Raw genomic sequence first — 24,550 nt, forward strand, 5'->3', positions numbered from 1 at the left:
CGGCGTTTGTAAACATTGTTATGAAGATGGCTGCGCGCGCCTCCGGAACGTCGAGGCGTTCGCGCGGTTGAACCGGCATGACCGAAACTGCCAATCAAACGCCGGGCCATCTGCGCTGGCCGAGTACACTATGGCTGATCCGCCATGGACAAAGCGCGGGCAACGTTGCGCGGGACGAAGCGGACGCGCTTGGCGCGCACCGGATCGCGCTCGACCACCGCGATGTAGACGTTCCGCTCTCGGCATTGGGGCGTGAGCAGGCCTGCGCCTTGGGGCACTGGTTCGCGAGTGGCGAGGAAGGGGCGCGGCCCGAAGTCGTCCTTGCCAGCCCCTATGTGCGCGCAGTGCAGACCGCCGAGTTGTTTCGCGAGGCGGGCGGATGTGACGCGGACTTGCGCATCTGCATTGACGAGCGGCTGCGCGAGAAAGAATTCGGCGTGCTCGACGGGCTCACCGTCAGCGGTATTCACCACTTCGAGCCGGAGCAGGCGCAGTTCCGCAAGGTGCTCGGCAAGTTCTATCACCGGCCGCCCGGCGGCGAGAGCTGGGTCGATGTGATCTTCCGGCTGCGTGCGCTGCTCGACACGGTGTCGCTGCACTATGCGGGCAAGCGCGTGATGATCGTCGGGCATCAGGTGGTGGTGCTGTGCATGCGCTATATTATCGAGCACATGACCGAGGCGGATATCCTGGCGATCGACCGCGAGGGTGACGTCGCCAACTGTGCGGTCACGCAATACCGCCACGATACCAGCGCCAAAGGCGATGGGCAGCTGGTCCTCGAACGCTACAACGTGGTCGCGCCGATGATCCGTGAAGGCACCGAGGCGACGCGTGAGCCCGATCAGATGGTCGCTGCTCGTGGGTAGCGCCCTGACGCTTGACGGCGCGTGGTTGCGCGCCAATCCGCTACCCCAGCCCGACGAACAGGCCGACAAGAATGCACGCGGCCGCGTGGTCGTGGTCGGCGGGTGCCTGACCGTGCCCGGCGGGGTGCGGTTGACAGCGGAAGCGGCCCTGCGCGCGGGTGCGGGGAAGGTCCAAGTGGCGACGATAGAGGCCGCTGCAGTCGCGATCGGGGCGTTCCTGCCCGAGATTGCGGTCTGGCCACTGAAAGCCAACGCTGTGGGTGAGATCGATGCGGGGCTTGCGGAACTCGACAGCCATTTGGCCAAATGCGACGCGCTGGTGCTGGGTCCGGCAATGGGCTGCGCAGATCAGGCTTCGCTCTTGGTTGCCGCTGTAATGGGCCACGATGTCGAGGGAGGGCTCGTGCTGGACGCGGCAGCGCTGATGACGCTGGGAACGCATGCGGAGGCGCTACGACGGCGTGCCAGTCCGGCAGTTCTGACGCCGCACATCGGCGAGATTGCCGCTTTGCTCGACCGCGCTGCGAGCGAGATCGAAAGCGACCGTGAGGTGGCGGTGGTCGAATGCGCGCAGCGGTTCGGTGCGGTGGTCGTGCTCAAGGGTTCGGTGAGCTATGTTGCAGCACCCGACGGGACCGTCTTCGCCTACAGCGGCGGCAATGTCGGGCTGGCGACGGGCGGGTCGGGCGATGTCATGGCCGGGATCGCGGGCGCACTGATCGCGCGAGGAACACCGCCACTGACCGCCGCGCTATGGTCGGTATGGCTTCACGGCGAGGCCGGGCGGCGCTGTGCCGAGGCGATCGGCCCGCTGGGGTTTCTGGCCAGCGAGCTGCTGTCGTTCATTCCGCAGGTAATGGATCGAGCTGGGTGAGTGCGGGCGGGTTGAGGCGATAGTCCTCTACCGGAACGCCGCCGATGATGTGCTCCTGAATGATGCGCTCAAGCACGTCCGGCGTGCACGAGTGGTACCAGACGTTATCGGGCTGGACGACCGCGATCGGCCCGACGAAGCAGACTCGCAGGCAGCTGACCTTGTTTCGCAACACGCCCTGCGCACCGCCAAGTTTCAACTTGCCGAGGCGGCGCTTGAGATAGTTCCAGGACTCCTCACCCAGTTCACGCGGGGCGCATTTGTCCTTGTCCGGGCCTGCACAGAGCAGGATCTGGCGATGCGGACGGAACCCACCCAATTGCTCGAGCGCTTTTTCGGCTTGCTCGATACCTTCTGCTGTCGCGATCACTTACCCTCTTTCCCGAGCCAGCGCGCCAGCCAGTCGAACGTGGTCTGGTGCCATTGCAGCGAGTTCTTCGCCTTCAGCACCCAATGATTTTCATCGGGGAACACCAGCAGTTCGGACGGCACACCCTTGCGCTGGAGCGCGCTGAATGCGGCGAGGCCTTGCGTGTAAGGAATGCGGAAATCCTTCTCGCTGGTGATGACCAGCATCGGCGTCTTCCACTTGTCGACGTGGTTGACGGGGTTCCACTTCTCGAATTCTTCCGGCGCAGCGTAGTACGGCTGGCCGCCGTGCTCCCATTCGTCGAACCACAGTTCCTCGGTCTCGTATGCCATCGCGCGCGCATCGAACACACCATCGTGCTGGACGAGGCATTTGAAACGGTCGGGCCAGACGCCGGCGATCCAGTTCATCATGTAGCCGCCGTAGGAAGCGCCTGCGGCACAGGCGTTGTCGCCATCGATCTGCGGGTCCATCGCGATGGCGGCAGCAAAGCCCTTCTGCAGGTCTTCCAGAGGCTTGCCGCCCCACTGCTTGTTGATCGCGTCGGTGAAGGCCTGGCCGTAGCCGGTGGAACCGTGGAAATCGACCGAGACGATCGCGTAGCCCTGGCTCGCCCAGACGCGCGGGTTCCAGCGGTTGGACCAACTGTCGTTGTACGAGCCCTGCGGCCCGCCGTGGACATAGAGGATCGAGGGAATCTTGCCCTTGGTCCCAAAACCTTCAGGATTCTTGGGCTTGGTGATCTGGCCCCACACCGTGTCGCCGTCCGCGCCCTTGAAGCTGAAGCGCTGTGTGGTGACGGGCGCGCGCTGGGCGAGAGCAGTGGTAGCGATGTCGGTCAGGCGCGTGCCTGCCTTGCCGGGCTTGCCGATGTAAAGTTCGGCGGGCGCGTCGAGCGAATCGCGGGTGTAGAGCAGGCGGCCGTCCTTGAGCGGGACGACATTGGCGATGTGCCCTTCGCGCTTCGGGTTGAGCACCAGCCGGGTGACCTTGCCACTGACCGGGTCGATACGGAAAGCGGGCGCGTCGAGCACGTCCTCGGCGGTGGCGATCAGCGCCTTGGAGTCGGGTGTCCACGTCAGCGAGGAGACCGAGCGGTCCCAGCCTTGCGTCAGCGCGCGGCGCTCGCCGGTCTTGAGGTTCAGGATCTGGACGACGAGGCGGTCGGCTTCGTAGCCGGGGCGGGCCATTGCTGCCCACGCCAGCCACTGGCCGTCGGGCGATGGCGCGGGGGTGTTATCCGTGCCCTTATTAGCTGCGGTAAGGTTGGCTGGCGCTGTGCCGTCGAGCTGCGATTGCCACAGATCGAGGTTGGTCGAGAGCGGTTCGTTGCGGTCCGCCTGACGGGCGACGAAGAACACTGACTTCGAATCCGCGCTCCAGGCCACGTCTTCGGCCCCGCCGAACGGCTTGCCCGGGCTGTCTCCGGTCAACGTGCCGACAGGGCCGTCCAAGGCGACGCCGTTGCCTGCAGCCTTGCCATCGGTGCCCAGATCGAACGCGAAGATGCGGCTGTAATTGCCCGGCGTTTCCCACTGGTCCCAGTGACGCACAAAGCCCGCGCCATCCGTGTAGTGGCGCCCGGTGCCGGGGCCGGGAAGCGCGGTGTTGCCGTCGCTATCGCAGCCGAACGTGGCGCAGGTACGGGCGATGTCGCCCCACACTGCTATGCGCTTGCCGTCGGGGGCGAGCCTGAAGCCTGCCACGTCGGTCTTGAATGCGGTGACCTGAGTCATCACGCCGCTAGAAGGATCGACCTTCCACACCTGGGTGCGTTCGGCATCGCCGACCTTGCGGTCCGACAGCAGGTAAAGCGTGCCGTCGGGTGCGAAGGCAGGATCGCTGACGCTGCCGCCGATGTCGATGCGGCGCGGCTCTCCGCCTGCAATGGACTTTACCCAGAGCGCGGGCGTGCGCTTGTAAGTGGTGGGATCGGTCGTCGTCACGGTGTAGGCGACGCTCTTGCCATCGGGCGCAATCGCGGTACCGCCGAGGCGGCTCAGCGTGACCAGATCCTGCGGCGAGAGCGGTGCAGCCTGTTGTGCGACGGCAGGCGAGGCGAGCGCGACAGCGAGTGCCGCAAGCGGCAGCGTGATGATTTTCATGGAGCGCACGATTAGCGCGTAGAGCCTTGCGCGCAAACCGAAATACGTAAGGATCAGCCGCGCTTGCCCGCGATCCTGGCGATTTCGGCTGAAACCATCTTCTCGACCATCCCGGGCAGGTTTTTGGCAAGCCAATCCGCGAGCAGTGGCTTGAGCATTTCGCGCACGAGGCCTTCGAGCGAGGTTTCGCCCGAGCGTACGATCTGCGGGGCCATTCCGGGTTGCGCCAGCATCGACAAGGCCGCGAGCGATTCGCGCATCGAGGCGGTGGCGGCATCGGCGATCAGACCGCCGGTATCGTCTTCGGCGTCATCTTGCGGTTCGGCTTCGGTTTCGGTCAGTTCGAGAATCTCGACCGGGCGCGGCGCAGGACGGGGCGCGGGTTCGGCACGGACGCGCGCCTGGGCAGCCTCGGCGCGATTGTCGCGCGCGATGACCTTCTTGATCGATTCTAGGATCTCCTCGACGGACGGTTCACCGGCCTGACGCATCGAAAATGCCACCCCTAAAAAAGCCCCTGAGGCCGAATCTCTATGGACGCGGCGTGGGTTGGATTGTCGCATCCTGCGCGGGCGTGTCAACGGTGCGTGTCGAGGTGGCGACCGGATCGGGATCGCGGTCCCAATCCCAGATGCGACCCTTGACCCGATTGTAGTTCACTTGCGGATCGTACAGCACGCCGCCATCGAGGCCGAGGTCCTGCGCCTGCGCGCGTCCCATGGCGGACAGCAGATTGAAGCCCGCGACATAGGCGTTGCGGCGTGCGGCCACGAGCTGGACTTGCGCGCGCAGCAGTTCCTGTTCGGCATCGAGGATGTTGAGGATCGTGCGATTGCCCACGGTGTTTTCCGCGCGCACGCCTTCGAGGCTGAGCGCGGCGGCATCGACCGCAGTCTGGTTGGTGGCGATGATGTCATTCGCCGCGCGCCACGAGGCGTAGGACGAGCGTACCGAGGCGATCACGTCGCGCTCGACGCTGATTTCCTGCTCGAGCGTGGCGCTTTCGCGCGCCTGGGCCTGACGGGTCTGTGCGGCGGGCGCACCGCCCTGATAGAAAGGAATCGAGGCGCGAACGCCTGCCTGCGCGGTGGTCTGGTGCTGATCGAACGCACCCGTTGTGCCGCCGCCCAGCGTACCGAAATAATTGGTGTAGTTGCCACCGGTAAACAGCGAGATCGTCGGCAGCTTGGCGGCATCCGCCACATTGACGTCAAAGCCCGCCGCCTTGCTGCGTTCGCGCGCGGCGAGCAGATCGGGGTTGTTTTCCAGCGCAAAGGCCACCGCATCGTCAGGCGTGGCGGGCAGGCCCGGCAGCGGCGGTGGCGGCTGGAGATCGACCGGGGCCTTGCCCACGATCTGAATGTAGCGTTCGCGGCTGGCGATCAGGTTGCCCTCGGCCCCGCGCAGGTCACCGCGCGCAAGCGCGAGACGCGAGTTGGATTGCGCGACGTCGGTGCGGGTGACATCGCCGATCTCGAAGCGGTCGCTGGTGGCGCGCAAGTTTACGTCGAGAACTTCGACATTGTTGCGGTTGAGGCCGACGATCGCGCTGTCGCGGATGACGTCCATGTAGGCCGCGACGACTTGCGAAAACACTGCCGATTCGGTCGAGCGCAGATCGAACTGTCCGGCTTCGACGCGGGTCTTGGCCGCGCGGATCGAGTTCTTGATCGACCCGCCCGCATAGACCGGCACACCGAGGCTGACATCGCCCGAGAACGCGCGATCGGGCGCGGTGAAGGCGTTGGGCGTCTTGCGCAGGAATTCGGTGTAGGTCGCGGTGCCCGACAGGCTGGGCAACGCGTTCGAACGCGCGAGCGGCACGCCCTCGTCGGTCGCGCGCTGATTGGCGCGCGCGCCTTGCAGCGTGGGGTTGGTGTTGTAGGCGCTGGTCAGGGCTTCGCGCAGATCATCGGCCAGTGCCGGAGCGGCAAGGCCGATGGCGGCGCTGGCCGTCAGAACCAGTCGCAATGCCTTGGTGGCAGACATGGACCTCAGAAGCTCCACGTCTTGGGCGCGGCGAATTCGGGCAGGACGGCGAAATCGGCCTCGCCCAGCGCGGTCGCGGCGACCTTGCCCGAGGCGCAGCGAGCCAGCGCAAGACGCGTAACGCCGCGTTCTACCAGGCCGGTGACGATGCGACCATCGTCGGCGAGCAGCGCGGCCAGACGGTCGGGCAGGACTTCTGCCGCGCCATCGATCAGGATGAGCGTGTAAGGTCCGCCGGTGGCATCGGCGAGGCTGTCGTGGCGGGTGACGGTTGTGGCGAGCTTTTCGGCGAGCGCTGCGAGATAGCCGTTGCCGGAGATGACCAGCACCGTGTCGGCTGCGGTCACGTCGGCTGCTTCGAGCATCTGTCCGTACGTCAGGGCGGGCGAGAGCACCTTGCCACCGGCCAGTGGCACGGCGCGGTCGGCGTAGGCGACCACCCTGCGTTCGGCGGGCACGAAGTCTTCGCGCGGCACGGCATTGAATGCCGCGAGGATAGCTGGCGAGTTGACCCCGGTGACCCGCAGCTGGCTATCGATCATGGCGCGACGTGCAGTCTGCATGTCGTCCGCTGCGTGGCGATCATCAACGAGCGTCATCTGGTGCCTCATGTCCGGACGGTCACGCGCCTTGCCGCGCTGCCATCAAATTTCGCCAACGCCTTAGATTATCGACTTGGCCTTTCCAAGGGATTTGCTTGTCGCAAATTGCCGCGTATGCGCCGGAGCGGATCACGAACCTTGCAAGGGAGTCGGCAACATGGCGGAAATGGTCACGATCAAGGAAGCGGACCTGATCGAGAGCGTCGCGGACGCGCTCCAGTACATCAGCTACTTCCATCCGATGGATTATATCCGCGCGCTCGGCGATGCTTATGAGGCCGAGCAGGGCCCTGCTGCCAAGGACGCCATCGCACAGATCCTGACCAACAGCCGGATGTGTGCCGAGGGCATGCGCCCGCTGTGCCAGGACACCGGCATCGTCAACGTGTTCATCGAATGGGGGCAGGATTGCCGCCTCGAATCGGACATGTCGTTGCAGGACGTGGTCGATGAGGGCGTGCGCCGTGCCTACCTCAACCCCGACAACAAGCTGCGCGCTTCGGTCTTGGCTGACCCTGCCTTCACCCGCCGCAACACCAAGGACAACACGCCCTGCGTGCTCCACGTCGAGATGGTCAAGGGCAACAAGGTGAGCGTCGATGTCGCGGCCAAGGGCGGCGGCAGCGAGAACAAGTCCAAGTTCAAGATGATGAACCCCAGCGATTCGATCGTGGACTGGGTGGTCGAAATGCTGCCGCAGATGGGTGCCGGCTGGTGCCCGCCCGGCATGCTCGGCATCGGCATTGGTGGCACGGCGGAACATTGCGTGCTGCTGGCCAAGAAGGCGCTGATGGAGCCGATCGACATGGCGCAACTGAAGCTGCGCGGCCCCCAGACCGACATCGAGCGCATGCGCATCGAGATATTCGACAAGGTCAACGCGCTCGGCATCGGCGCGCAGGGACTGGGCGGTCTGTCCACCATCCTCGACGTAAAGATCATGGACGCGCCGTGTCACGCTGCAGGCAAGCCGGTGGCGATGATCCCTAACTGTGCCGCGACCCGCCACGCGCACTTCACGCTCGACGGTTCGGGCGCGAGCTATCTCGAGCGGCCCAAGCTGGATGAATGGCCGCAGGTACACTGGGCGCCCGACAGCGCGGCCAAGCGCGTCAACCTCGACACGCTGACCGCCGACGAGGTGCAGGGCTGGAAGCAGGGCGACCGTCTGTTGCTCAACGGCAAGATGCTGACCGGCCGGGATGCCGCGCACAAGCGCATCAAGGACATGCTGGCCGCTGGCGAGGAACTGCCGGTCGATTTCAGGGGCCGCGTGATCTATTACGTCGGTCCGGTCGATCCGGTGCGCGAGGAAGTGGTAGGGCCTGCTGGACCTACGACCGCGACACGGATGGACAGCTTTTCCGACCTGATGCTGGATCTTGGTTTGCTGGCAAGCGTCGGCAAGGCAGAGCGCGGGCCAGCGGCGACCAAATCGATCGCGGCGCACAAGTCTGCCTATCTGATGGCAGTGGGCGGCGCGGCCTATCTCGTGGCGCGCGCGATCAAGCAGGCCAAGGTCGTCGGGTTCGAAGACCTCGGGATGGAAGCGATCTACGAGTTCACGGTTGAGGACATGCCGGTGACCGTGGCCGTCGACAGCGAGGGCAACAACGTGCACCAGCTCGCGCCGCTGGTGTGGAAGAAGAAGATCGCCGAGGAAGGCCTGCTTCCGGCCTGATCCCTCTCGACTAACGCCTTATGCCGCCCGACTACCGTTCTGGTGCGTCGGGCGGTTCGCGTTTAGGTTGCAAGCGATGACGTCGTCTCAAATCGATCCGGGTGTGCCGCGTGTTCCGGCCCGGCAGGTGATCCTGTCTGCGGCTGCGCTGTGGCTGTGCTACTTCCTGCTGATCACCGTACGCGGTCTGGTGGTCGAACTCGGCGACTTTTCCGATCTGCTGTGGCGGCGCGCGGCGGTGACCGGGGCCGGGATCGTGGTGACGGTGGCGTGCTGGCCGCTGCTGCGCCGGTTCGACGGGCGATCGCTGGCGGTTCGTGGCGGCGCAGCGCTGGTGATCATGCTGCCCGCAGCGCTGGCCCTGGCGGCGGTCAACCAGTGGGCCTTCGCACCGGTCGAGCAGCGCATGATCGAGCGGATTTCGCAGCGTACGGATACGCAAACCGGCGCGACGGACGATACGCAAGCTGACACCCGAGCTGATTCCGGCGACGAAAAGACTGTCACCGTGCGCAGTCAGAACGGCACGCCCGGCGTGCAGATTCGCCACGACATGGCGGGCAATGTGCTGGTCGACATGCTTGATGAAAGCTTCATTCCGCCCGAGCCGCCCCCGCCTCCGCCGGCACCGCGCGCGTCTGCTGCCCCGCGTGCGGCAGCTGCTCCGTCCGCACCGCGCGCGTCTCCGGTTCCGCGTGCGATGCCGCGGCCCGAGCCGATCATTGACGACGAGACACTGGCCGAACTCGAGGCGATGGGCGAACGTATCGCCGCCGAGACGATTCGGAATACCAAGGTCGTAAACAACGAAGACGGCAGCATGGTGATCACCCAACCGGGCCTGATCGTGCGGCGCTTTGCCGATGGCACGTCCGAAGTGCGCACCGGCGGCTATCTGATCCGCAGCGATGCCGACGACGAGGTGCAATCGGTCGAGCCGATCGCCGAACCGGAACCGCCCGCGCCACCGCAGACTCCTAAGGACCCATCGCTCGAAGCATCGGCGGCGGTTTCCGATCAGAAGGCGCGCATATCCGCCGAGATGGCGCGCGCAACCGCCGATAGAGCCCGGGTTACTGCCCAGAGGACGGCCGAAAGGGCCATCCGCGACGCCCAGAATATCCAGCGTGTGCGACAGCGGGTGGCTCAACGTATTGAGCGCGCCAAGCCCGCCGAGGCGACTGCGCCTGATGTGCCCGAGCCTTCGCCGTCCGAGGCGGTGACCGAAGACGTCCGCGGAGCCGACCACGTCACGATCATTCGCAAGAGCGTCGAGAGCGAGGGGCTTTGGCGGCAGCTGACCGACGTGGCGCTGGGTCGCTATTTCCTGCTGATCGCCTGGGCCGCGCTCTATCTGGCGCTGGGCAATGGCGAGCAGTTGCGCGCGGCGGAATACCGCGAGGGCCTCTCGGCGCGGGCGGCGAAGGCAGCGGAATTGCGCAGCTTGCGCTATCAGGTGAATCCGCACTTCCTGTTCAACACGCTCAATTCGTTGTCCGCATTGGTGATGGTCGGCCGCGCCGAGCAGGCCGAGCGGATGATCCAGTCGATCTCGCGGTTCTATCGGCATAGCTTGGCAGGCGATCCGACTTCGGACATGCCATTGGAGGACGAGATCGCGCTGCAGCGGCACTATCTCGATATCGAGGCGGTGCGCTTTCCGGAGCGGCTACGCTGCGAGTTCGATGTCCCTGAGGACCTGATGACGGCTTGCGTGCCGGGGATGATCCTGCAGCCGCTGGTCGAAAACTCGATCAAGTACGCGGTTTCGACGACGATCCGCCCGGTGACGATCAGGATTACCGCGCGTGAGGGTGGCGGGTTCCTTGTCCTGACCGTCGCCGACGACGGACCGGGCGAGGGCTTTGTCGATGGCGGGACAGGCATCGGGCTGGCCAACGTGCGCAGCCGTCTTGCGGCGCGGTTCGGCGATGCCGCGAAAGTGGAAAGCGGGCCGCTGCCAGCGGGCGGTTACGCGACGGTGCTGACAGTGCCGATCGTGCGAAACGATTGTTGAGGGGAATAGTGTGCGCACGCTGATTGTCGATGATGAGCCACTGGCGGTCGAGCGGATGCAGATCCTGTGCTCACGCATTCCGGCGCTGCAGGTGGTGGGCACGGCCAGCGACGGTGCGGCGGCACTGCGGCTGATCGAAGCGTTGACGCCCGATCTGGTCTTGCTCGACATGACCATGCCCGAAGTTGACGGGCTTGGCGTGGCCCGCGCGCTTTCCGGGCAGGCGAACCGTCCGGCAGTGGTGTTTGTGACCGCGCATGACGATTTCGCGGTCGAGGCGTTCGACTGCGATGCGGTGGATTATGTGCTCAAGCCGGTGGGGCTCGAGCGGCTGGAACGCGCGGTCGAACGGGCACAGGTCCGGCGGGCCACGCCAGTCGAAACCTCGCTCGCGCCCGACAAGCCTGCGAGCGAATGGATCGAGGAATTCTGGGTGCCACACCGTTCGGAGCTGATCCGCGTGGCGGCGGCAGACCTCGAGCGAATCGATGCGGAGCGCGATTACGTGCGGCTCCATGCGGGCCAGCGCAGCTACATGATGCTGCACACGATCGCGGGGCTGGAAGCGCGCCTCGATCCCGAGTGCTTCATCCGGCTGCATCGCTCGACGATCGTGCGGAAAGACCGGATCGCGGGACTGAAGCATGATGGGCTGGGGGTGTGGTCGGCGGAACTGCTGGACGGGTCGGTGCAGCGGATCGGGCGGACCTATCTGGCGCGGGTCAAGGCCATGGCGGGGCGCTGATTGTGCGGCGGTTGCCCACCCCGCTGCGGCTAAGTTCGCCTCCGGCTCACTAAGTCTCGCGGCCCTCCCGCAGGCGGGAGGGCGATCTTCCTTCCCCCCTGCCGCTTGCGGGAGGGGTCGGGGGTGGGCACTTTCTAAGCCTTATACAGCGCGTCCACTCTTGCCCCGTAGCGTTCCTTGATCTTGTGGCGGCGGATCTTGAGGCTGGGGGTCATTTCCTCGTTGTCGATGCCGAACGCTTCATCGGCGAAGGCGAACTGGCGGACCTTTTCGATGACGGAGAGATCCTTGTTGACCCGGTCGACCGCCGCGCGGATCGCGCTTTTGAAGGCGGGGAGGTTCTGTAGCTCCTTGAAGTCGAAGTGCTCGCCCTGCGCGCGCGACCAGTCGAGCGCCCATTCGGGATCGGGCACGATCAGGCCGACGATGTAGGGTCGCTTGTCGCCGCTGACCATCGCCTGCGCGATCTCGGGCTGGAGCGTGAGCATGCCTTCGATCTTCTGGGGCGAGACGTTGTCGCCCTTGTCGTTGACGATCATGTCCTTCTTGCGGTCGGTGATGACGATGCGGCCCTTGGCGTCGAGGTGCCCGATATCGCCGGTGTGGAGCCAGCCCGCGTTGGGCCCGGTCTTGGGAATCGCGCGCGCGGTCTCGGCATCGTTATGCCAGTAGCCGTGCATCACCAGTTCGCCCTGGACGAGGATTTCGCCGTCTTCGGCGATGCGCACCTCGACGCCCTTCATCGGCGGGCCGACCGTATCCATCTTGAGGCCGACCTTGGGGCGATTGCACGAGATCACCGGACCCGCCTCGGTCTGGCCATAGCCTTGGAGCATCGTCAGGCCCATCGCGTCGAAGAACACGCCGACTTCAGGGTTCAACGGTGCGCCGCCCGAAACCATCGCCTTCATCCGCCCGCCGAAGCGCGCGCGGATCTTGGGGCGCAGCGTGCGTTCGAGGATCAGGCTCATCGGTGCATCGATCAAGCGGTTCTTGCCAGCCGCCTTGCGCGTGCCGATGTTCAGCGCGCGGTCCATCAGGTAGTTGGCGACCTTGCCCTGCTTTTCGACCTGCTTCATGATTCGCGTGCGCAGCACTTCGAACAGGCGCGGGACGACAACCATGATCGTCGGGCGAACCTCCTCGATGTTCGAGGCGAGCTTTTCGAGGCCTTCGGAATAGTAGATCTGCGCGCCCATGCCGATCGGCAGGTACTGCCCGCCAGTATGTTCGTAGGCGTGGCTGAGCGGCAGGAACGATAGGAACACTTCCTCGCCCCAGCCGAAATCGTCGGCTAGGATGGTTGCTGCGCCTTCCACATTGCACAGGATCGAGCCGTGGTGGAGGCGTACGCCGCGCGGGGATCCGCCGGTGCCACTGGTGTAGATCAGACAGGCGAGGTCCTTGCGGCTCATCGCCGCCAGACGCTGATCGACCGCGCGGCGTGCCACTGCCGCGTCGCCGCTCGTCATGGTTGCCCAGTCATGGAACGAGAGCTTGCCCGCCTGCATCTGACGCAGCGGCTCGATGCCGATCACGTGTTCGACGCAGGCTGCCGAGAGGGCGGCAGGCAGCAGCGGTTGCGAGAGCTTGGAGGTGGAGACGATCACCGCGCGTGCGCCCGAATTGTCGAGGATGTGCAGGTGGTCGCGTTCGGTGTTGGTGACATAGGTCGGCACGGTGACCAGCCCTGCAGCCATGACCGCAAGATCGGCGATGCACCATTCGGGCCGGTTCTCCGAGACGAGCGCAACGCGGTCACCCGGGTTCAGGCCGAGTCCGCGCAGGTTCTCGGCGAGCAGGCAGACTTGCGCTGCGACCTGTGCCCAGCTTTGTGAATGCCACTGCCCATCGCGCTTGGCCCACAGAAACGGTGCGTCGCCGCGCGCCGAAGCACGATCGAGGAACATCGCGACGAGATTGGGAAAGCCTGCGAAATCGGAAAGCTGCACGTATCGGTCCTCGCCCCGGAGCCGGTTGAAGGTCCGGCCTCATGATGTCGGATGCGAACCTAGTGGCGTGCTTCCGTTACGGCAACAGGTCAAGGCGCTACGGCTGCGCCTTCGCTGCGGGGATCGGCCGCGCCGCGCCATTTGCCGCCGATGCGTTCGATAGCGTTGGCCTTGAACGAGGCGGGGCGGGCGACGACCTTGTCGTGGCCGAGCTGTTGCAACGCCGTGATCATCGCTTCAAGCGTAGTGCCTTGTTCGACATAAACCGTGTCGCCGCCCGGTGCGAACAGCACGGGCAGGGCAATGGCGTCGCGCGCGGAAAGGTTCCAGTCGAGCACGCCGATGATCGCTTTGGCGACTTGCGCCGGGATCGTCGCGCCGCCTGCCGCGCCGATGGCGAGGCGCAAGCTACCGTTGGGGCCATAGATGAGTGTCGGAGCCATCGAACTGCGCGGGCGTTTGCCCGCCTCGACGCGGTTTGCGGTGGGCTTGCCGTCCTTGTCGGGGACAATGTTGAAGTCGGTCAGCTCGTTGTTGAGGTAGTAGCCGCCGACCATCACGCCCGATCCGAACGCGCTCTCGACCGTCGAGGTGTAGCTGGCGGCATCGCCCCAGCTGTCGACCGCCACGAAATGGGTGGTGCCGTGTTCTTCCTGCTGCGGCGCCTGAGCGAATGCGAGCGTCGCGCCCGGCGGGGTGCCGGGCAGAGCCGTGGGCATGGTTGCGCTGTCCGAAATCAGCTTTGAGCGGGCGGCGAGATAGGCGGCGTCGATCAGGCCGGTGACGGGCACGCTGACGAAATCGGAGTCCGCGAGATACTGGTCACGGTCGGCATAGGCGAGGCGTTGCGATTCGGCGATGAGGTGCCATGACACTGCGTTGGAGGGGCCGAGCGCCTTCATGTCGAACCGTTCGAGCTGCTTGAGGATCGCATAGACGGTCGTTGCGCCCGACGATGGCGGACCCATGCCGCAGACGCGGTACTGCCGGTAGGGCGCACAGACCGGCGGGCGCTCGATGGCCTTGTAGGCGGCGATGTCGGCGGTGGTCATCGGTGCGGGATTGAACGGGGCGGTGCCGACCTTGGCGGCGATCGTCTCGGCGTTGGTGCCGGTATAGAACGCGTCGGCCCCGCGCGCGGCGATCATTTCGAAAGTCGCGGCGAGCGCGGGGTTCTTGACGAGCGTGCCGGCGGGCAGCGGCTTGCCATCCGCGCCGTAGAACAGCGCGCGGCCTGCCGGATCGAAGGCAGCGGTGCGCGTGGCGTAGCCGAGCGAGGCGAACATGCGCGGGGTGATGGCAAAGCCGTCGCGGGCAAGGCGGATCGCGGGTTGGAACAGCGTCCGCCACGCAAGCTTGCCGTGCTTGTTGTGGGCCAGCGCGGCGAGGCGCAGGTTGCCGGGCACACCGACACTGCGGCCCCCGGGGATGACATCGGGGAAGGTGAGCGGCTTGCCGTCCTTGTAGAACCATTGCGGGCCGGCGGCGGCAGGCGCGGTTTCGCGGCCGTCGATCGTCTCGACCTGTCCCGCTGCGGTTCCGGTGACGAGGAAGCCCCCGCCGCCGATGCCGGAGCTTTGCGGCTCGACCACGGTCAGCGCCAGCATCGTCGCGATGGCGGCGTCGGTGGCGCTGCCGCCAAGCCGAAGGATTTGCGCACCGGCCTCAGCCGCGCGGGGATCGGCGGCGGAAACGAGGCCGGGATTGTCCTGCGGCGGCGGCACCGGGGCCATCGGCGGGGGTACGCAGGCGCTGGCAGCAAGTGCGGCGGCGAGCGGAACGAAGTGGAGTTTGCGCAACAGGGTCATGCGCGGCAGGCTTATTCGCTGCCGACGGCTTCCGCAATCGAGGTCATCCCGGCTTCGCGGACCTTTTTCTCGAGACCCCGCACGATCCGGCGCGCCAGCCCGGGTCCTTCGTAGACCATGGCGCTGTAGAACTGGATGAGGCTGGCGCCTGCGCGAATGCGGCCCCAGGCGTCTTCGACGGTCGAGATTCCGCCCACGCCGACGAGAGGGATCGCGCCGCCGCTGGCATTACGGAAATCGCGCAAACGCTGGAGAGCGAGGTGACGCAACGGGATTCCGGACAAGCCGCCCGCCTCAGCCGCGTGGGGCGAGCGCAGGCCCGGGCGGGTGATCGTGGTGTTCGAGATGATCAGTGCGGCCAGCTTCTTTTCAAGCGCGATGCGGCAGATGCTGTCGATGTCGTCCGGTTCGAGATCGGGCGCGAGCTTGAGAAAAATTGGCGTACCCATGTTACCGCGAGCCTCGCATACGGCATCGAGTAATGCGGAAAGCGCGCCTTCGTCCTGCAGCGCGCGCAGGCCGGGCGTGTTGGGCGAGGAGATGTTGACGGTGAGATACGACGCGAGCGGCGCCATCAGCCGCGTCATCTGCGCGTAGTCGGCAATGCGGTCGGCTGAATCCTTGTTCGCGCCGATGTTGACCCCGACGATGCCGGGGAGGCCGTGCGCGCCGGTTTCACGGCGACGCATCAACCGACGAATGACCGCCTGCGCGCCTTCGTTGTTGAAGCCCATCCGGTTGATCACCGCGGAGTCTTCGACCAGACGGAACAGGCGCGGTTTGGGATTGCCCTCCTGCGGCAGCGGGGTGACCGTGCCGACCTCGACATGGCCGAAGCCCATCCCGAGCATGGCGTCGGGCACTTCGGCGTTCTTGTCGAACCCGGGGGCCATGCCGACCGGATTGGGAAACACGACGCCGCCGATTCGCTGAGCGAGCGTCGGCGTCGGCGCGGCCCTGTTTCCCCCGCTGGACAGTGCGAGCGCCTTGATCGTCAGGCGGTGGGCGGGTTCCGCCGGAATGCGGAAGATAAGCGGGCGCAGCAGGGAAAAAGGCGTCACAGTCAATCGGTTCCGGATCTGCAGGCGTGTGGGGCAGCGTTTACGATGCGGATGCTTATCCGATGTAGCGCGCTATGACCCCTACCCCTTGCCGATCAATCGGGCCAAGTCCGAACTGCGCGAAAGTGACAGCAATTGTCATCGAATTCGCTAATTATGTTGCCGGATTACCACCGAAATTGTCGAATCCATACAATTCATCGCAAGGGGTTCTGCGTAGTCAGGCGCTGCGACCCGAAGGGCTCGGTGCAGTGATGTATCGGGTTCTCGACTTCAAGGCGGCCGATGGACCTTAATGGACCTCGGCCGCCCTTTTTTTGTTCTGAACCGCCAACGGCCTGCGCGACCGTACCTTGTGCCGGGCCGAGAGAGCGCCTAGGTAAGTGGAGTGAATCGGTCCGATTTTATCTCGGACCGAGCCAAGGACTTCCACGATGCGTCTTTCGAACATGGCTGACTATGCCGTCGTGACGATGAGCGCGGCCGCGCGTCATTGTGGTCATGCGCGTGTTTCAGCCCAGCAATTGGCAGACGAGACCGGTCTTCCCGCCCCAACCGTGCAGAAGCTGGTCAGCAAGCTGTCAGCGGCAGGACTGCTCAAGTCGGTGCGCGGGGCGCATGGCGGCTTCAAGCTGGCGCGCCCGGCGGCGGCGATCACGCTGGCCGATATCGTCGAGGCCGTCGAAGGTCCGATCGCGTTGACGCCCTGCAGCGATCATGGGCGTCACGATTGCACGCTCGAATCGGCCTGTGCGATCCGGCCACACTGGCCCGCCGTCGATGCCGCGCTGCGCGGTGCGCTGGCCGGCATTCCGCTCACACAATTGTCCCGCCCCATCGCCGTTCCGGCGACCGTGGCCGAGGTTATGGCATGACCGATACCGTACAACTGAAAGACCAGGCCGCGCACGATGCGGCTGCGAAAGTGGCCGATTACGAGCATGGCTGGTCTTCGGACATCGAGCAGGAATACGGCCCCAAGGGCTTGAGCGAGGACACCGTCCGCTACATCTCGGCCAAGAAGGACGAGCCGGAGTGGATGCTCGAATGGCGGCTCAAGGCCTATCGCCACTGGCTGACCATGCCGACGCCCGACTGGGCCAAGCTGAGCGTCCCGCCGATCGATTATCAGGATGCCTATTATTGGGCCGCGCCCAAGAACAAGCCGAAGTTGGGCAGTCTCGACGAGGTCGATCCCGAAATCCTGCGCGTCTATGAAAAGCTCGGCATTCCGCTGGAGGAGCAGAAAGTGCTCGCCGGTGTTGAAGGCGCGCGCCGCGTTGCGGTCGACGCGGTGTTAGACAGCGTTTCGGTCGCCACGACCTTCCGCAAGGAGCTGGAAGCGGCCGGCGTGATCTTCCGTTCGATCTCCGAGGCGATTCGCGAATATCCCGATCTGGTGCGCAAGTGGCTGGGCAAGATCGTGCCGATGCACGACAACTACTTTGCCACGCTCAACTGCGCGGTCTTTTCGGACGGGACCTTCGTCTACATCCCTGAAGGCGTGCGCTGTCCGATGGAGCTTTCCACCTATTTCCGCATCAACGCGGAAAACACCGGGCAGTTCGAACGCACGCTGATCGTGGCCGACAAGGGCAGTTACGTCTCATACCTCGAAGGCTGCACCGCGCCGATGCGCGATGAAAACCAGCTTCATGCCGCCGTGGTCGAATTGGTCGCGATGGACGATGCCGAGATCAAGTATTCCACGGTGCAGAACTGGTATCCCGGCAATGCCGAGGGCAAGGGCGGCATCTACAACTTCGTCACCAAGCGCGCGCTGTGCCAGGGCGCCCGCAGCAAGGTTTCTTGGACTCAGGTCGAGACCGGTTCGGCGGTGACGTGGAAGTACCCGTCCTGCGTGCTCAACGGCGAGGATTCGGTCGGCGAGTTCTACTCGGTCGCGGTCACCAACAACTACCAGCAGGCCGATACCGGCACCAAGATGATCCACAACGGCAAGCGTACGCGCTCGACCATCGTGTCCAAGGGCATCTCTGCGGGCAAGTCGAACAACACCTATCGCGGGCTGGTGCGCGTGGCTCCCGGTGCCGAAGGCGTGCGCAATTTCACCCAGTGCGACAGCCTGCTGCTGGGCGCGGACTGCGGGGCGCATACTGTGCCCTATATCGAGGTGCGCAACCCGACCGCGACGATCGAGCATGAAGCGACGACGAGCAAGATCAGCGACGACCAGCTGTATTATGCGATGCAGCGCGGCCTCGATCAGGAAAGCGCGGTGGCGCTGATCGTCAATGGCTTCGCGCGCGAAGTGCTCAAGCAGCTGCCGATGGAATTCGCGGTCGAGGCACAGAAGCTGCTCGGCATCAGCCTTGAAGGATCAGTCGGTTGAAGAAGACGCTTACCCTCCGCCCGGTCGAAGATCGCGTCGAAGCGCCCAAGCTGCAGAAGAAGGGGCGTGGGTGGAACATTGCCGAATCGCGGCTCGATGCGATCCACGAACTGGCGCGCGAGCTGCGGCGCAATCCCTCGCCTGCGCAAGCCGCGTTGGCGGCGGAGTTGGCACTTGAGGATCTGGGCCAGTACAAGCCCAAGTCGCACGTGGTGATCGGCTCGGCCATCGCCAGCTTCGCCAGCCTGCCATTGAAGCTGGTGGTGATGATCGACGAAGGCGATGCCCTGCCCGAGATCGAGACGCGCCGCGACAAGAGCCTGACCGAAGTCGGCATCCAGGTCATCCGCTATGGCGCCGACGAGGTGCTGGCCGATCCGGCCGGCGTCGCGCGTGAAACCGTGGCCGCGATGAAGGCGCGTTACGACGAGCTGCGCGCGCAACGGCCCGCCCGTCCTGCCAACCGCTCCTATGGCGCGCCGCGGCGCTGATCGAGAGATATCATGCTCAACATCCAAGACCTTTCCGCCACTGTTGCCGACAAGCCGATCCTCAAGGGCCTGTCGCTCACCATCAACGCGGGCGAAATCCATGCGATCATGGGGCCGAACGGTGCGGGCAAGTCGACGCTGGGCTACACGCTCGGCGGACGGCCCGGATACGAGGTCACCAGCGGGTCGGTGTCGTTCAACGGCGAAGACCTGTTCGCGCTCGAACCATACGAGCGCGCGGCAGCGGGGTTGTTTCTCGGCTTCCAGTATCCCGTGGAAATTCCCGGCGTGTCGTTCGTGCAGTTCCTGCGCGAATCGGCCAATGCCCAGCGCAAGGTGCGTGGCGAAGCGCCGCTTTCGGGCGGGGAATTCCTCAAGCTGGCCAAGGAAAAAGCCGCGCTGCTGCGCATGGACATGGACATGCTCAAGCGCCCGGTGAACGTCGGCTTTTCGGGCGGCGAGAAGAAGCGCGCCGAGATGGTGCAGATGGGCATCCTCGACCCGAAGCTGGCGATTCTCGACGAGACCGATTCCGGCCTCGACATCGACGCGCTGCGCATCTGCGGTGAAGGCATCAATGCGATCATGCGCAAGCCCGACAAGGCCGTGCTGCTGATCACGCACTACCAGCGCCTGCTCGATTACGTGAAGCCCGACTTCGTGCACGTGCTGGCCGGTGGCCGCATCGTGCGAACCGGCGGGGCCGAACTGGCGCTGGAGCTGGAAGAGCAGGGCTACGAGGCGGTGGCGGCGTGAGCGATCTGCTGACCCTTCCCACGCGCAGGGACGAGGCGTTCCGCTATGCGGATATAGCCTCGCTCGAAACGCTGTGGCCGGTGGCGATGCAGGAAATCCGCGTTGCTGCGGGACAGAGCGATTCGCTGGCGCTGGTGCTCGATGGCGCGGCGGCCGATGCGCGCGATTTGTCGATCGTGCTGGAAGACGGCGCGTCGTTTGACTTGCATCTGCTCAATGCCGGGTCTGCCTATGGCCGGATTGCGGTCGAGGTGCGGTTGGGTAAAAGATCGCGGTTCCATCTGGGCGCGGCGCAGATCGCGGGTGGAGACCAGACCGTGGAAGTCGTGACCGAAGTCCGTCATGCCGAGCCTGACGCGGTCTCGACCCAAGTCGTGCGCTCGGTACTGGCGGGCCATGCCACGGGCACGTACCTTGGCCGCGTGGCCGTGGCGCGTGGGGCGATTGGAACGGACGGATCGCAGTCGATCCGGGCGATGCTGCTGGACCGCACGGCGACGGCCAATGCGCGGCCCGAGCTGGAAATCTATGCCGACGATGTGAAGTGCGCGCACGGCTGCGCGGTGGGTGAGCTGGACCCGCAGGGACTGTTCTACCTGGCGCAGCGCGGGCTTCCGCCTGCCGCGGCCAAGAAGCTGATGCTGCAGGCCTTCATTGCCGAGGCGTTTGTCGGGGCTGCCGATGAAGAGGCGCTGACACAGGCTGCTCTGGCGGCGCTGGAGGCGGTGTTGTGAACGAACAAACCTCGTTGCTCCCCCGCGAAGGCGGGGGCCTCGTGCCCGGAAGTGCTTCGTCTCCTGAGGCCCCCGCCTCCGCGGGGGCGCGGGACTCATTTAACGTCCAATGGCCCGGCCTCGTCAACGCCGACGGCAGCCGCTGGCACTACCTCGATACCGCCGCCACCGCGCAGAAGCCGCAAGTCGTGATCGACGCGATGGCGCGTGCGATGGGCGCGGATTACGCGACGGTGCATCGCGGGGTCTATGCGCGCTCGGCCAATATGACGCTGGCTTACGAGGCGGCGCGGCGCAAGGTGGCGGGGCTAATCGGCGGGCAAGAGGGCGAGGTCGTGTTCACGCGCGGCGCGACCGAGGCGATCAACCTGATTGCGCAGACTTGGGGTGTGCAGAATCTCAAGGCTGGTGATCGCATCCTGCTGTCGCAGCTTGAGCATCACGCCAATATCGTACCATGGCAGATGTTGCGCGACCGGACGGGCGTGGAGATCGACATCTGCCCGTTGACCGACGACGGCCGGATCGATCTCGACGCCGCCGAACGCATGCTGACGCCTGCGCACAAGCTGGTGGCCTTTGCGCATATCTCGAATGTACTCGGCTCGCTGCTCGACGCGGAACGCGCCGTGGCGCTGGCGCATGGGGTGGGCGCATTGATCCTGCTCGATGGCTGTCAGGCCGTGCCGCGCGTCTCCGTGGACGTGAAAGCGCTCGATTGCGATTTCTACGTCTTTTCAGCGCACAAGCTCTACGGCCCGACCGGCATCGGCGCACTGTGGGCGCGGGCTGATATCCTCGATGCGATGCCGCCGTGGCAGGGCGGTGGCGCGATGATCGACCGGGTGACCTTCGGGACGACCACTTTCGCGCCTGCACCGCAGCGATTCGAAGCTGGCACGCCTGCGATTGTCGAGGCGATCGCATTTGGCGCGGCGGTGGACTTCGTAGCCGGCATCGGTCTGAACGCGATCCATGCGCATGAGTCCGCGCTAGTCGCCAAGGCGCGCGATGCTTTGCGCACGACCAATTCGGTGCGTCTGTTCGGGCCGGAGGACAGCGCCGGGATCGTCAGTTTCGCGATGGAGGGCGTGCATCCGCACGACCTTGGCACGATCCTCGACGAGGAGGGTGTGGCGATCCGTGCCGGGCACCATTGCGCGCAGCCGCTGATGGAGCATCTCGGCGTGCCTGCCACCGCGCGGGCGAGCTTCGGTATCTACAATGACGAAAGCGATATCGCCGCGCTGGTGCGTGGCATCGAGAGGACCAAGAGGATCTTCGGATGAGTGAAAACGATCCCCAATTCGCAGTCGAAGAGGTCGCAGCGGTCGACGCACCGCGTCGCGCGCGTGTCGACGATATCCCTGAGCCTGTGGAAACTCCGGCGGAGAAGCTGGAGCGCAAGCGCGACTATCTTGAAGGTTTTCTGGCCGAGAAGCCACAAGGCGTTGGCACGGGTGAGCCGGGTGGCGACATCTACGAGGGCGTAGTTTCCGCGCTGAAGGAGATTTTCGACCCGGAAATCCCGGTCAACATCTACGATCTCGGGCTGATCTATGGCGTCGAAGTGGCGGACGAGGCGCATGTCGTGGTGACGATGACGCTGACCACGCCGCACTGTCCGGTCGCCGAATCGATGCCCGCCGAAGTGGAACTGCGCGTCAGCGCGGTGCCGGGCGTGCGCGATGCCGAGGTCAATCTCGTCTGGGACCCACCGTGGGACCCGCAGAAGATGAGCGACGACGCCAAGCTTGAACTGGGCATGTTGTAATACCCCTCTCCCGCACGCGGGAGGGGTTGGGGGTGGGCATGGGTCCGGCGCATCCCTATCTACTAAAGGCCCACCCCCGTCCCCTCCCGCAAGCGGGAGGGGGGAGATTGCGTGATGACCGAAGTCGCTACCAAAGTCCGCCGTCCGCTCCCCGCCGCCGTCATCCTGACAGCCAGTGCCGAGGCGCGTATCGCCAAGCTGATGGGCGAGGCACCTGCCGATGCGATCGGCGTCAAGCTGTCGACGCCGCGTCGGGGTTGTTCGGGGCTGGCGTATTCGGTCGATTATGTGACCGAGGCGAACCCGATCGACGAGAAGATCGAGACGCCGGGCGGGCTGTTCTTCATCGACAGCGCATCGGTGCTCTACCTGATCGGCAGCACGATGGACTGGCAGGAAGACGATTTCACCGCCGGGTTCGTTTTCGCAAACCCCAATGCCAAGGGCAGCTGCGGCTGCGGCGAGAGCTTTACCGTCTAGGCCTGTTCGAGGAAGCGCAGCAGCGCCTCGTCGAGGGCGTCGACCTTGTCGTTGGCGTCGATGCGCGCGTCGAGCCACAGCTTTTCGGTATCGGTGACGGCGTGATCCTGCGCGGCTTCGGCTGACGGGTCGCGCGACGGCTGGCGCTTGCCAAAGCCGACATCACGCGCCGCCTGCGCGAGTCCATTGACGTTGGTCGTAGCCATGCGCCGGAAGAAGCGGCCCAGATTGGACGAACGGTCGTCCATGAACGCTTCGAGTTCGGCCGCGCGGTCGCGAGACAGGCCCTTTGCGCCCTGCCAGCCTTGCAGGTAGTTGCCGACGCCCTGCACGAACAGCCGCTCCCATTCGGAGGCGTTGTCGGCATCGAGCGTCGCGTCCTTCAAGCGGAACAGCATCTCGGCCTCGGCGCGGCTGACTGCTGCGGGGCGATCGCCGCCCGAAGCAAAGATGGTGCGGCGGATCAGCGCGCATTCTGCCGAGGTGATGCGTCCGGCGGCCAGTTCGCCGCCATCGCGGGTCGGGCCTTCGCCGGTCAGCACCGCGCGTTCGAGTTGGTCTAGCACGAACGTGCGCAGGCTTTCGGGCGTGGCTTGCGCCTTTTCGAGGATGCGGACGAGCAGTTCCAGTTCGGTCAGGCTTTCGACCCGTCCGTTGTGCCTCACGCGCTCGATCAGCCAGCGGGCGTTGTCATCGCTGACGTAACCGCGCGGCTCGGTGGTGTTGACGACGAATTCGACGAGCGCCTCGATGAAGAAGTCGCTCCATTCGGCGGTCGGTTCAGCGATCTGGTCGTTCAGGATAAAGATCGCTTCGGCTTCTTCCGGATCGATCTTGCCGTCTGGCCATGCGGCGCGGCGCAGCGCGAGGATCTCGTTCGCAGAAATGGCACTGTCTTCAGCAGTTTGCGCGGCGAGTGCGCGGAAGTGCAGGGTCATCGGTTCAAAATCCTCGGGCGTTCTTGCCGGGACGATCTACGCGAAACCGCTTAATTTGCGGTTATCAGGCCAGCAGTCGGGCAAGCGCCATCAGTCCGGAGACCAGCAGGAGGAAGCCGACGAATCCGCGCCACGCAGGATCGCTGACCTTGCCGAAGGCCATGGCGCCAAGGTGATTGCCGACGATCACCGGCACGAACAGCAGCAGTGCGAACAGGGCATCGCGCCATGTGGCCAGGCCCAGCGCAAGTGCAGCAACCGTGCTGGCGAGCGATGTGAGCAGGAACACGGTGAGCATCGAGGCGCGCGCAACTTCGCGCGGGATCGGGCGGCGCAAGTAGTAGGGCACGACCGGGGGACCGGGCATTCCGGCAAAACCCGTCAGCAGGCCCGATGCCGCTCCGGTCAGGCCGGTCTCGATCGGGCCGGGCGCGTGTCCGGGTTTGGTGGGAAGCAGGATGAGAAGGAACGCGCCTATCGCGACCAGTGCGATGATCACGCGGGCGATGCCGGGTGGCGTGGCGAACAGGGCGATGAGACCGACGGGCGTCAGCAGCATGGCAAGGCCGCCGATCACACCGGCGCTCTTCTCGCCCACGCGCCACACCTTGCGCGCGCCGACAAGGCCAATGAGCAGGGCGAGCATGTTGGAGACGACCACGCCCTCGGCCGGCGGGATGACGAGGCCGAGCAAGGGCACGAGCAGGATGGCCATGCCGAAGCCAGCAAGCCCGCGCACGAAGGCTGCGATGAATGCGGCCAGCGCACACAGGCCGAGCGAGAGGATGGGTAGGTCGAGCAAGAAGACCCTAATCCGTTCGTGTCGAGCGAAGTCGAGACACCTGAGCGTGGTGCTGCGGGGTGTGGGGGTAGCGGGCCCCCAACGGGGGGTGGGGGGGGGGGCCGGGGGGGGGTGCCCCAATCAGGCGGCCCGGCGGCGCCGGTACACCG

Annotated in this window: 23 protein-coding genes; 13 read left to right on the plus strand and 10 right to left on the minus strand. The window is 65.3% G+C overall.

Features of this window, described 5'->3' with window-relative positions; genetic code table 11:
- Nucleotides 1–77: 77 nt before the first annotated feature.
- Nucleotides 78–869 (plus strand): histidine phosphatase family protein, encoded by a 792-nt coding sequence (locus GGQ88_RS05835; RefSeq protein ID WP_183612189.1) that lies wholly within the window; start codon nucleotides 78–80, stop codon nucleotides 867–869.
- Nucleotides 835–1,743, plus strand: coding sequence for an NAD(P)H-hydrate dehydratase (locus GGQ88_RS05840; protein WP_343057104.1), 909 nt, complete (start codon nucleotides 835–837; stop codon nucleotides 1,741–1,743). Before GGQ88_RS05835 ends, GGQ88_RS05840 begins: the two co-directional genes overlap by 35 nt.
- Here GGQ88_RS05840 and GGQ88_RS05845 read toward each other — a convergent pair.
- From GGQ88_RS05845 to GGQ88_RS05865, 5 genes are read right to left on the minus strand one after another with little or no spacing between them, the layout of a single operon-like run.
- Nucleotides 1,712–2,113, minus strand: a complete 402-nt coding sequence (locus tag GGQ88_RS05845) for a (2Fe-2S) ferredoxin domain-containing protein (RefSeq protein ID WP_183612190.1) — start codon at nucleotides 2,111–2,113, stop codon at nucleotides 1,712–1,714. The genes GGQ88_RS05840 and GGQ88_RS05845 overlap by 32 nt on opposite strands.
- Nucleotides 2,110–4,218, minus strand: a complete 2,109-nt coding sequence (locus tag GGQ88_RS05850) for a S9 family peptidase (RefSeq protein WP_183612191.1) — start codon at nucleotides 4,216–4,218, stop codon at nucleotides 2,110–2,112. Before GGQ88_RS05850 ends, GGQ88_RS05845 begins: the two co-directional genes overlap by 4 nt.
- 53 nt (nucleotides 4,219–4,271) lie before the next feature.
- The gene (locus GGQ88_RS05855) at nucleotides 4,272–4,709 is read right to left on the minus strand and encodes a DUF2497 domain-containing protein (protein WP_183612466.1); all 438 of its coding nucleotides are present in this window, start codon (nucleotides 4,707–4,709) and stop codon (nucleotides 4,272–4,274) included.
- A 40-nt stretch (nucleotides 4,710–4,749) separates the two neighbouring features.
- Nucleotides 4,750–6,207 (minus strand): TolC family outer membrane protein, encoded by a 1,458-nt coding sequence (locus GGQ88_RS05860; RefSeq protein WP_183612192.1) that lies wholly within the window; start codon nucleotides 6,205–6,207, stop codon nucleotides 4,750–4,752.
- 5 nt (nucleotides 6,208–6,212) lie between these two features.
- Nucleotides 6,213–6,806: a protein-L-isoaspartate O-methyltransferase family protein gene (locus GGQ88_RS05865; RefSeq protein WP_183612193.1), complete on the minus strand. Its 594-nt coding sequence runs from the start codon at nucleotides 6,804–6,806 to the stop codon at nucleotides 6,213–6,215.
- Nucleotides 6,807–6,966: 160 nt separating this feature from the next.
- Here GGQ88_RS05865 and GGQ88_RS05870 point away from each other — a divergent pair, with 160 nt between their 5' ends.
- The 3 genes from GGQ88_RS05870 (at nucleotide 6,967) to GGQ88_RS05880 (ending at nucleotide 11,252) form a co-directional block, all read left to right on the plus strand.
- A complete protein-coding gene (locus GGQ88_RS05870; protein WP_183612194.1) occupies nucleotides 6,967–8,490 on the plus strand; it encodes a fumarate hydratase in 1,524 nt (507 codons plus the stop codon).
- Nucleotides 8,491–8,566: 76 nt separating this feature from the next.
- The gene (locus tag GGQ88_RS21760) at nucleotides 8,567–10,507 is read left to right on the plus strand and encodes a sensor histidine kinase (protein WP_425490416.1); all 1,941 of its coding nucleotides are present in this window, start codon (nucleotides 8,567–8,569) and stop codon (nucleotides 10,505–10,507) included.
- 10 nt (nucleotides 10,508–10,517) lie between these two features.
- The gene (locus GGQ88_RS05880; RefSeq protein ID WP_183612195.1) at nucleotides 10,518–11,252 is read left to right on the plus strand and encodes a response regulator; all 735 of its coding nucleotides are present in this window, start codon (nucleotides 10,518–10,520) and stop codon (nucleotides 11,250–11,252) included.
- Between the two features lie 134 nt (nucleotides 11,253–11,386).
- Here GGQ88_RS05880 and GGQ88_RS05885 read toward each other — a convergent pair whose 3' ends face one another.
- The 3 genes from GGQ88_RS05885 to GGQ88_RS05895 all read right to left on the minus strand — a co-directional run bounded on the left by GGQ88_RS05885 (nucleotide 11,387) and on the right by GGQ88_RS05895 (nucleotide 16,073).
- Nucleotides 11,387–13,204: an AMP-binding protein gene (locus GGQ88_RS05885; protein WP_183612196.1), complete on the minus strand. Its 1,818-nt coding sequence runs from the start codon at nucleotides 13,202–13,204 to the stop codon at nucleotides 11,387–11,389.
- Between the two features lie 89 nt (nucleotides 13,205–13,293).
- Nucleotides 13,294–15,012, minus strand: coding sequence for a gamma-glutamyltransferase (gene ggt, locus GGQ88_RS05890; protein ID WP_183612197.1), 1,719 nt, complete (start codon nucleotides 15,010–15,012; stop codon nucleotides 13,294–13,296).
- 11 nt (nucleotides 15,013–15,023) lie between these two features.
- A complete protein-coding gene (locus tag GGQ88_RS05895) occupies nucleotides 15,024–16,073 on the minus strand; it encodes a quinone-dependent dihydroorotate dehydrogenase (protein WP_183612198.1) in 1,050 nt (349 codons plus the stop codon).
- A gap of 434 nt (nucleotides 16,074–16,507) precedes the next feature.
- On the opposite strand from GGQ88_RS05895, the gene GGQ88_RS05900 reads away from it, so the two are divergent.
- The 8 genes from GGQ88_RS05900 to GGQ88_RS05935 all read left to right on the plus strand — a co-directional run bounded on the left by GGQ88_RS05900 (nucleotide 16,508) and on the right by GGQ88_RS05935 (nucleotide 22,661).
- Nucleotides 16,508–16,948 (plus strand): SUF system Fe-S cluster assembly regulator, encoded by a 441-nt coding sequence (locus GGQ88_RS05900; RefSeq protein ID WP_183612199.1) that lies wholly within the window; start codon nucleotides 16,508–16,510, stop codon nucleotides 16,946–16,948.
- A complete protein-coding gene (sufB, locus tag GGQ88_RS05905) occupies nucleotides 16,945–18,426 on the plus strand; it encodes a Fe-S cluster assembly protein SufB (RefSeq protein WP_183612200.1) in 1,482 nt (493 codons plus the stop codon). The genes GGQ88_RS05900 and sufB overlap by 4 nt, the downstream gene beginning before the upstream one ends.
- Nucleotides 18,423–18,917 (plus strand): DUF559 domain-containing protein, encoded by a 495-nt coding sequence (locus GGQ88_RS05910; RefSeq protein ID WP_183612201.1) that lies wholly within the window; start codon nucleotides 18,423–18,425, stop codon nucleotides 18,915–18,917. The genes sufB and GGQ88_RS05910 overlap by 4 nt, the downstream gene beginning before the upstream one ends.
- A gap of 12 nt (nucleotides 18,918–18,929) precedes the next feature.
- Nucleotides 18,930–19,673, plus strand: a complete 744-nt coding sequence (sufC, locus tag GGQ88_RS05915; protein WP_183612202.1) for a Fe-S cluster assembly ATPase SufC — start codon at nucleotides 18,930–18,932, stop codon at nucleotides 19,671–19,673.
- On the plus strand, nucleotides 19,670–20,407 hold the full coding sequence (locus GGQ88_RS05920) for a SufD family Fe-S cluster assembly protein (RefSeq protein ID WP_183612203.1): 738 nt from the start codon (nucleotides 19,670–19,672) through the stop codon (nucleotides 20,405–20,407). Before sufC ends, GGQ88_RS05920 begins: the two co-directional genes overlap by 4 nt.
- Nucleotides 20,404–21,696 (plus strand): cysteine desulfurase, encoded by a 1,293-nt coding sequence (locus tag GGQ88_RS05925; RefSeq protein ID WP_343057105.1) that lies wholly within the window; start codon nucleotides 20,404–20,406, stop codon nucleotides 21,694–21,696. Before GGQ88_RS05920 ends, GGQ88_RS05925 begins: the two co-directional genes overlap by 4 nt.
- On the plus strand, nucleotides 21,693–22,181 hold the full coding sequence (locus GGQ88_RS05930) for an SUF system Fe-S cluster assembly protein (RefSeq protein WP_183612204.1): 489 nt from the start codon (nucleotides 21,693–21,695) through the stop codon (nucleotides 22,179–22,181). Before GGQ88_RS05925 ends, GGQ88_RS05930 begins: the two co-directional genes overlap by 4 nt.
- A gap of 114 nt (nucleotides 22,182–22,295) precedes the next feature.
- Complete coding sequence (locus GGQ88_RS05935) at nucleotides 22,296–22,661, plus strand: HesB/IscA family protein (RefSeq protein WP_183612205.1); 366 nt, start codon at nucleotides 22,296–22,298, stop codon at nucleotides 22,659–22,661.
- On the opposite strand, the gene GGQ88_RS05940 is transcribed toward GGQ88_RS05935, so the two are convergent.
- Nucleotides 22,658–23,599: a hypothetical protein gene (locus GGQ88_RS05940; RefSeq protein WP_183612206.1), complete on the minus strand. Its 942-nt coding sequence runs from the start codon at nucleotides 23,597–23,599 to the stop codon at nucleotides 22,658–22,660. The genes GGQ88_RS05935 and GGQ88_RS05940 overlap by 4 nt on opposite strands.
- A gap of 64 nt (nucleotides 23,600–23,663) precedes the next feature.
- Complete coding sequence (locus GGQ88_RS05945) at nucleotides 23,664–24,401, minus strand: sulfite exporter TauE/SafE family protein (RefSeq protein ID WP_246385566.1); 738 nt, start codon at nucleotides 24,399–24,401, stop codon at nucleotides 23,664–23,666.
- Nucleotides 24,402–24,550 lie beyond the last annotated feature (149 nt).

It is taken from the genome of Novosphingobium hassiacum (assembly GCF_014196055.1).
Classification (GTDB): domain Bacteria; phylum Pseudomonadota; class Alphaproteobacteria; order Sphingomonadales; family Sphingomonadaceae; genus Novosphingobium; species Novosphingobium hassiacum.

Coding starts and splice junctions, on each gene's coding strand:
- GGQ88_RS05935 (WP_183612205.1), top strand. CDS start 22,296: ATGACCGAAGTCGCTACCAAAGTCCGCCGTCCGCTCCCCGCCGCCGTC.
- sufB (WP_183612200.1), top strand. CDS start 16,945: ATGACCGATACCGTACAACTGAAAGACCAGGCCGCGCACGATGCGGCT.
- GGQ88_RS05900 (WP_183612199.1), top strand. CDS start 16,508: ATGCGTCTTTCGAACATGGCTGACTATGCCGTCGTGACGATGAGCGCG.
- GGQ88_RS05835 (WP_183612189.1), top strand. CDS start 78: ATGACCGAAACTGCCAATCAAACGCCGGGCCATCTGCGCTGGCCGAGT.
- GGQ88_RS05870 (WP_183612194.1), top strand. CDS start 6,967: ATGGCGGAAATGGTCACGATCAAGGAAGCGGACCTGATCGAGAGCGTC.
- GGQ88_RS05930 (WP_183612204.1), top strand. CDS start 21,693: ATGAGTGAAAACGATCCCCAATTCGCAGTCGAAGAGGTCGCAGCGGTC.
- GGQ88_RS05860 (WP_183612192.1), bottom strand. CDS start 6,207: ATGTCTGCCACCAAGGCATTGCGACTGGTTCTGACGGCCAGCGCCGCC.
- GGQ88_RS05865 (WP_183612193.1), bottom strand. CDS start 6,806: ATGACGCTCGTTGATGATCGCCACGCAGCGGACGACATGCAGACTGCA.
- GGQ88_RS21760 (WP_425490416.1), top strand. CDS start 8,567: ATGACGTCGTCTCAAATCGATCCGGGTGTGCCGCGTGTTCCGGCCCGG.
- ggt (WP_183612197.1), bottom strand. CDS start 15,012: ATGACCCTGTTGCGCAAACTCCACTTCGTTCCGCTCGCCGCCGCACTT.
- sufC (WP_183612202.1), top strand. CDS start 18,930: ATGCTCAACATCCAAGACCTTTCCGCCACTGTTGCCGACAAGCCGATC.
- GGQ88_RS05940 (WP_183612206.1), bottom strand. CDS start 23,599: ATGACCCTGCACTTCCGCGCACTCGCCGCGCAAACTGCTGAAGACAGT.
- GGQ88_RS05855 (WP_183612466.1), bottom strand. CDS start 4,709: ATGCGTCAGGCCGGTGAACCGTCCGTCGAGGAGATCCTAGAATCGATC.
- GGQ88_RS05850 (WP_183612191.1), bottom strand. CDS start 4,218: ATGAAAATCATCACGCTGCCGCTTGCGGCACTCGCTGTCGCGCTCGCC.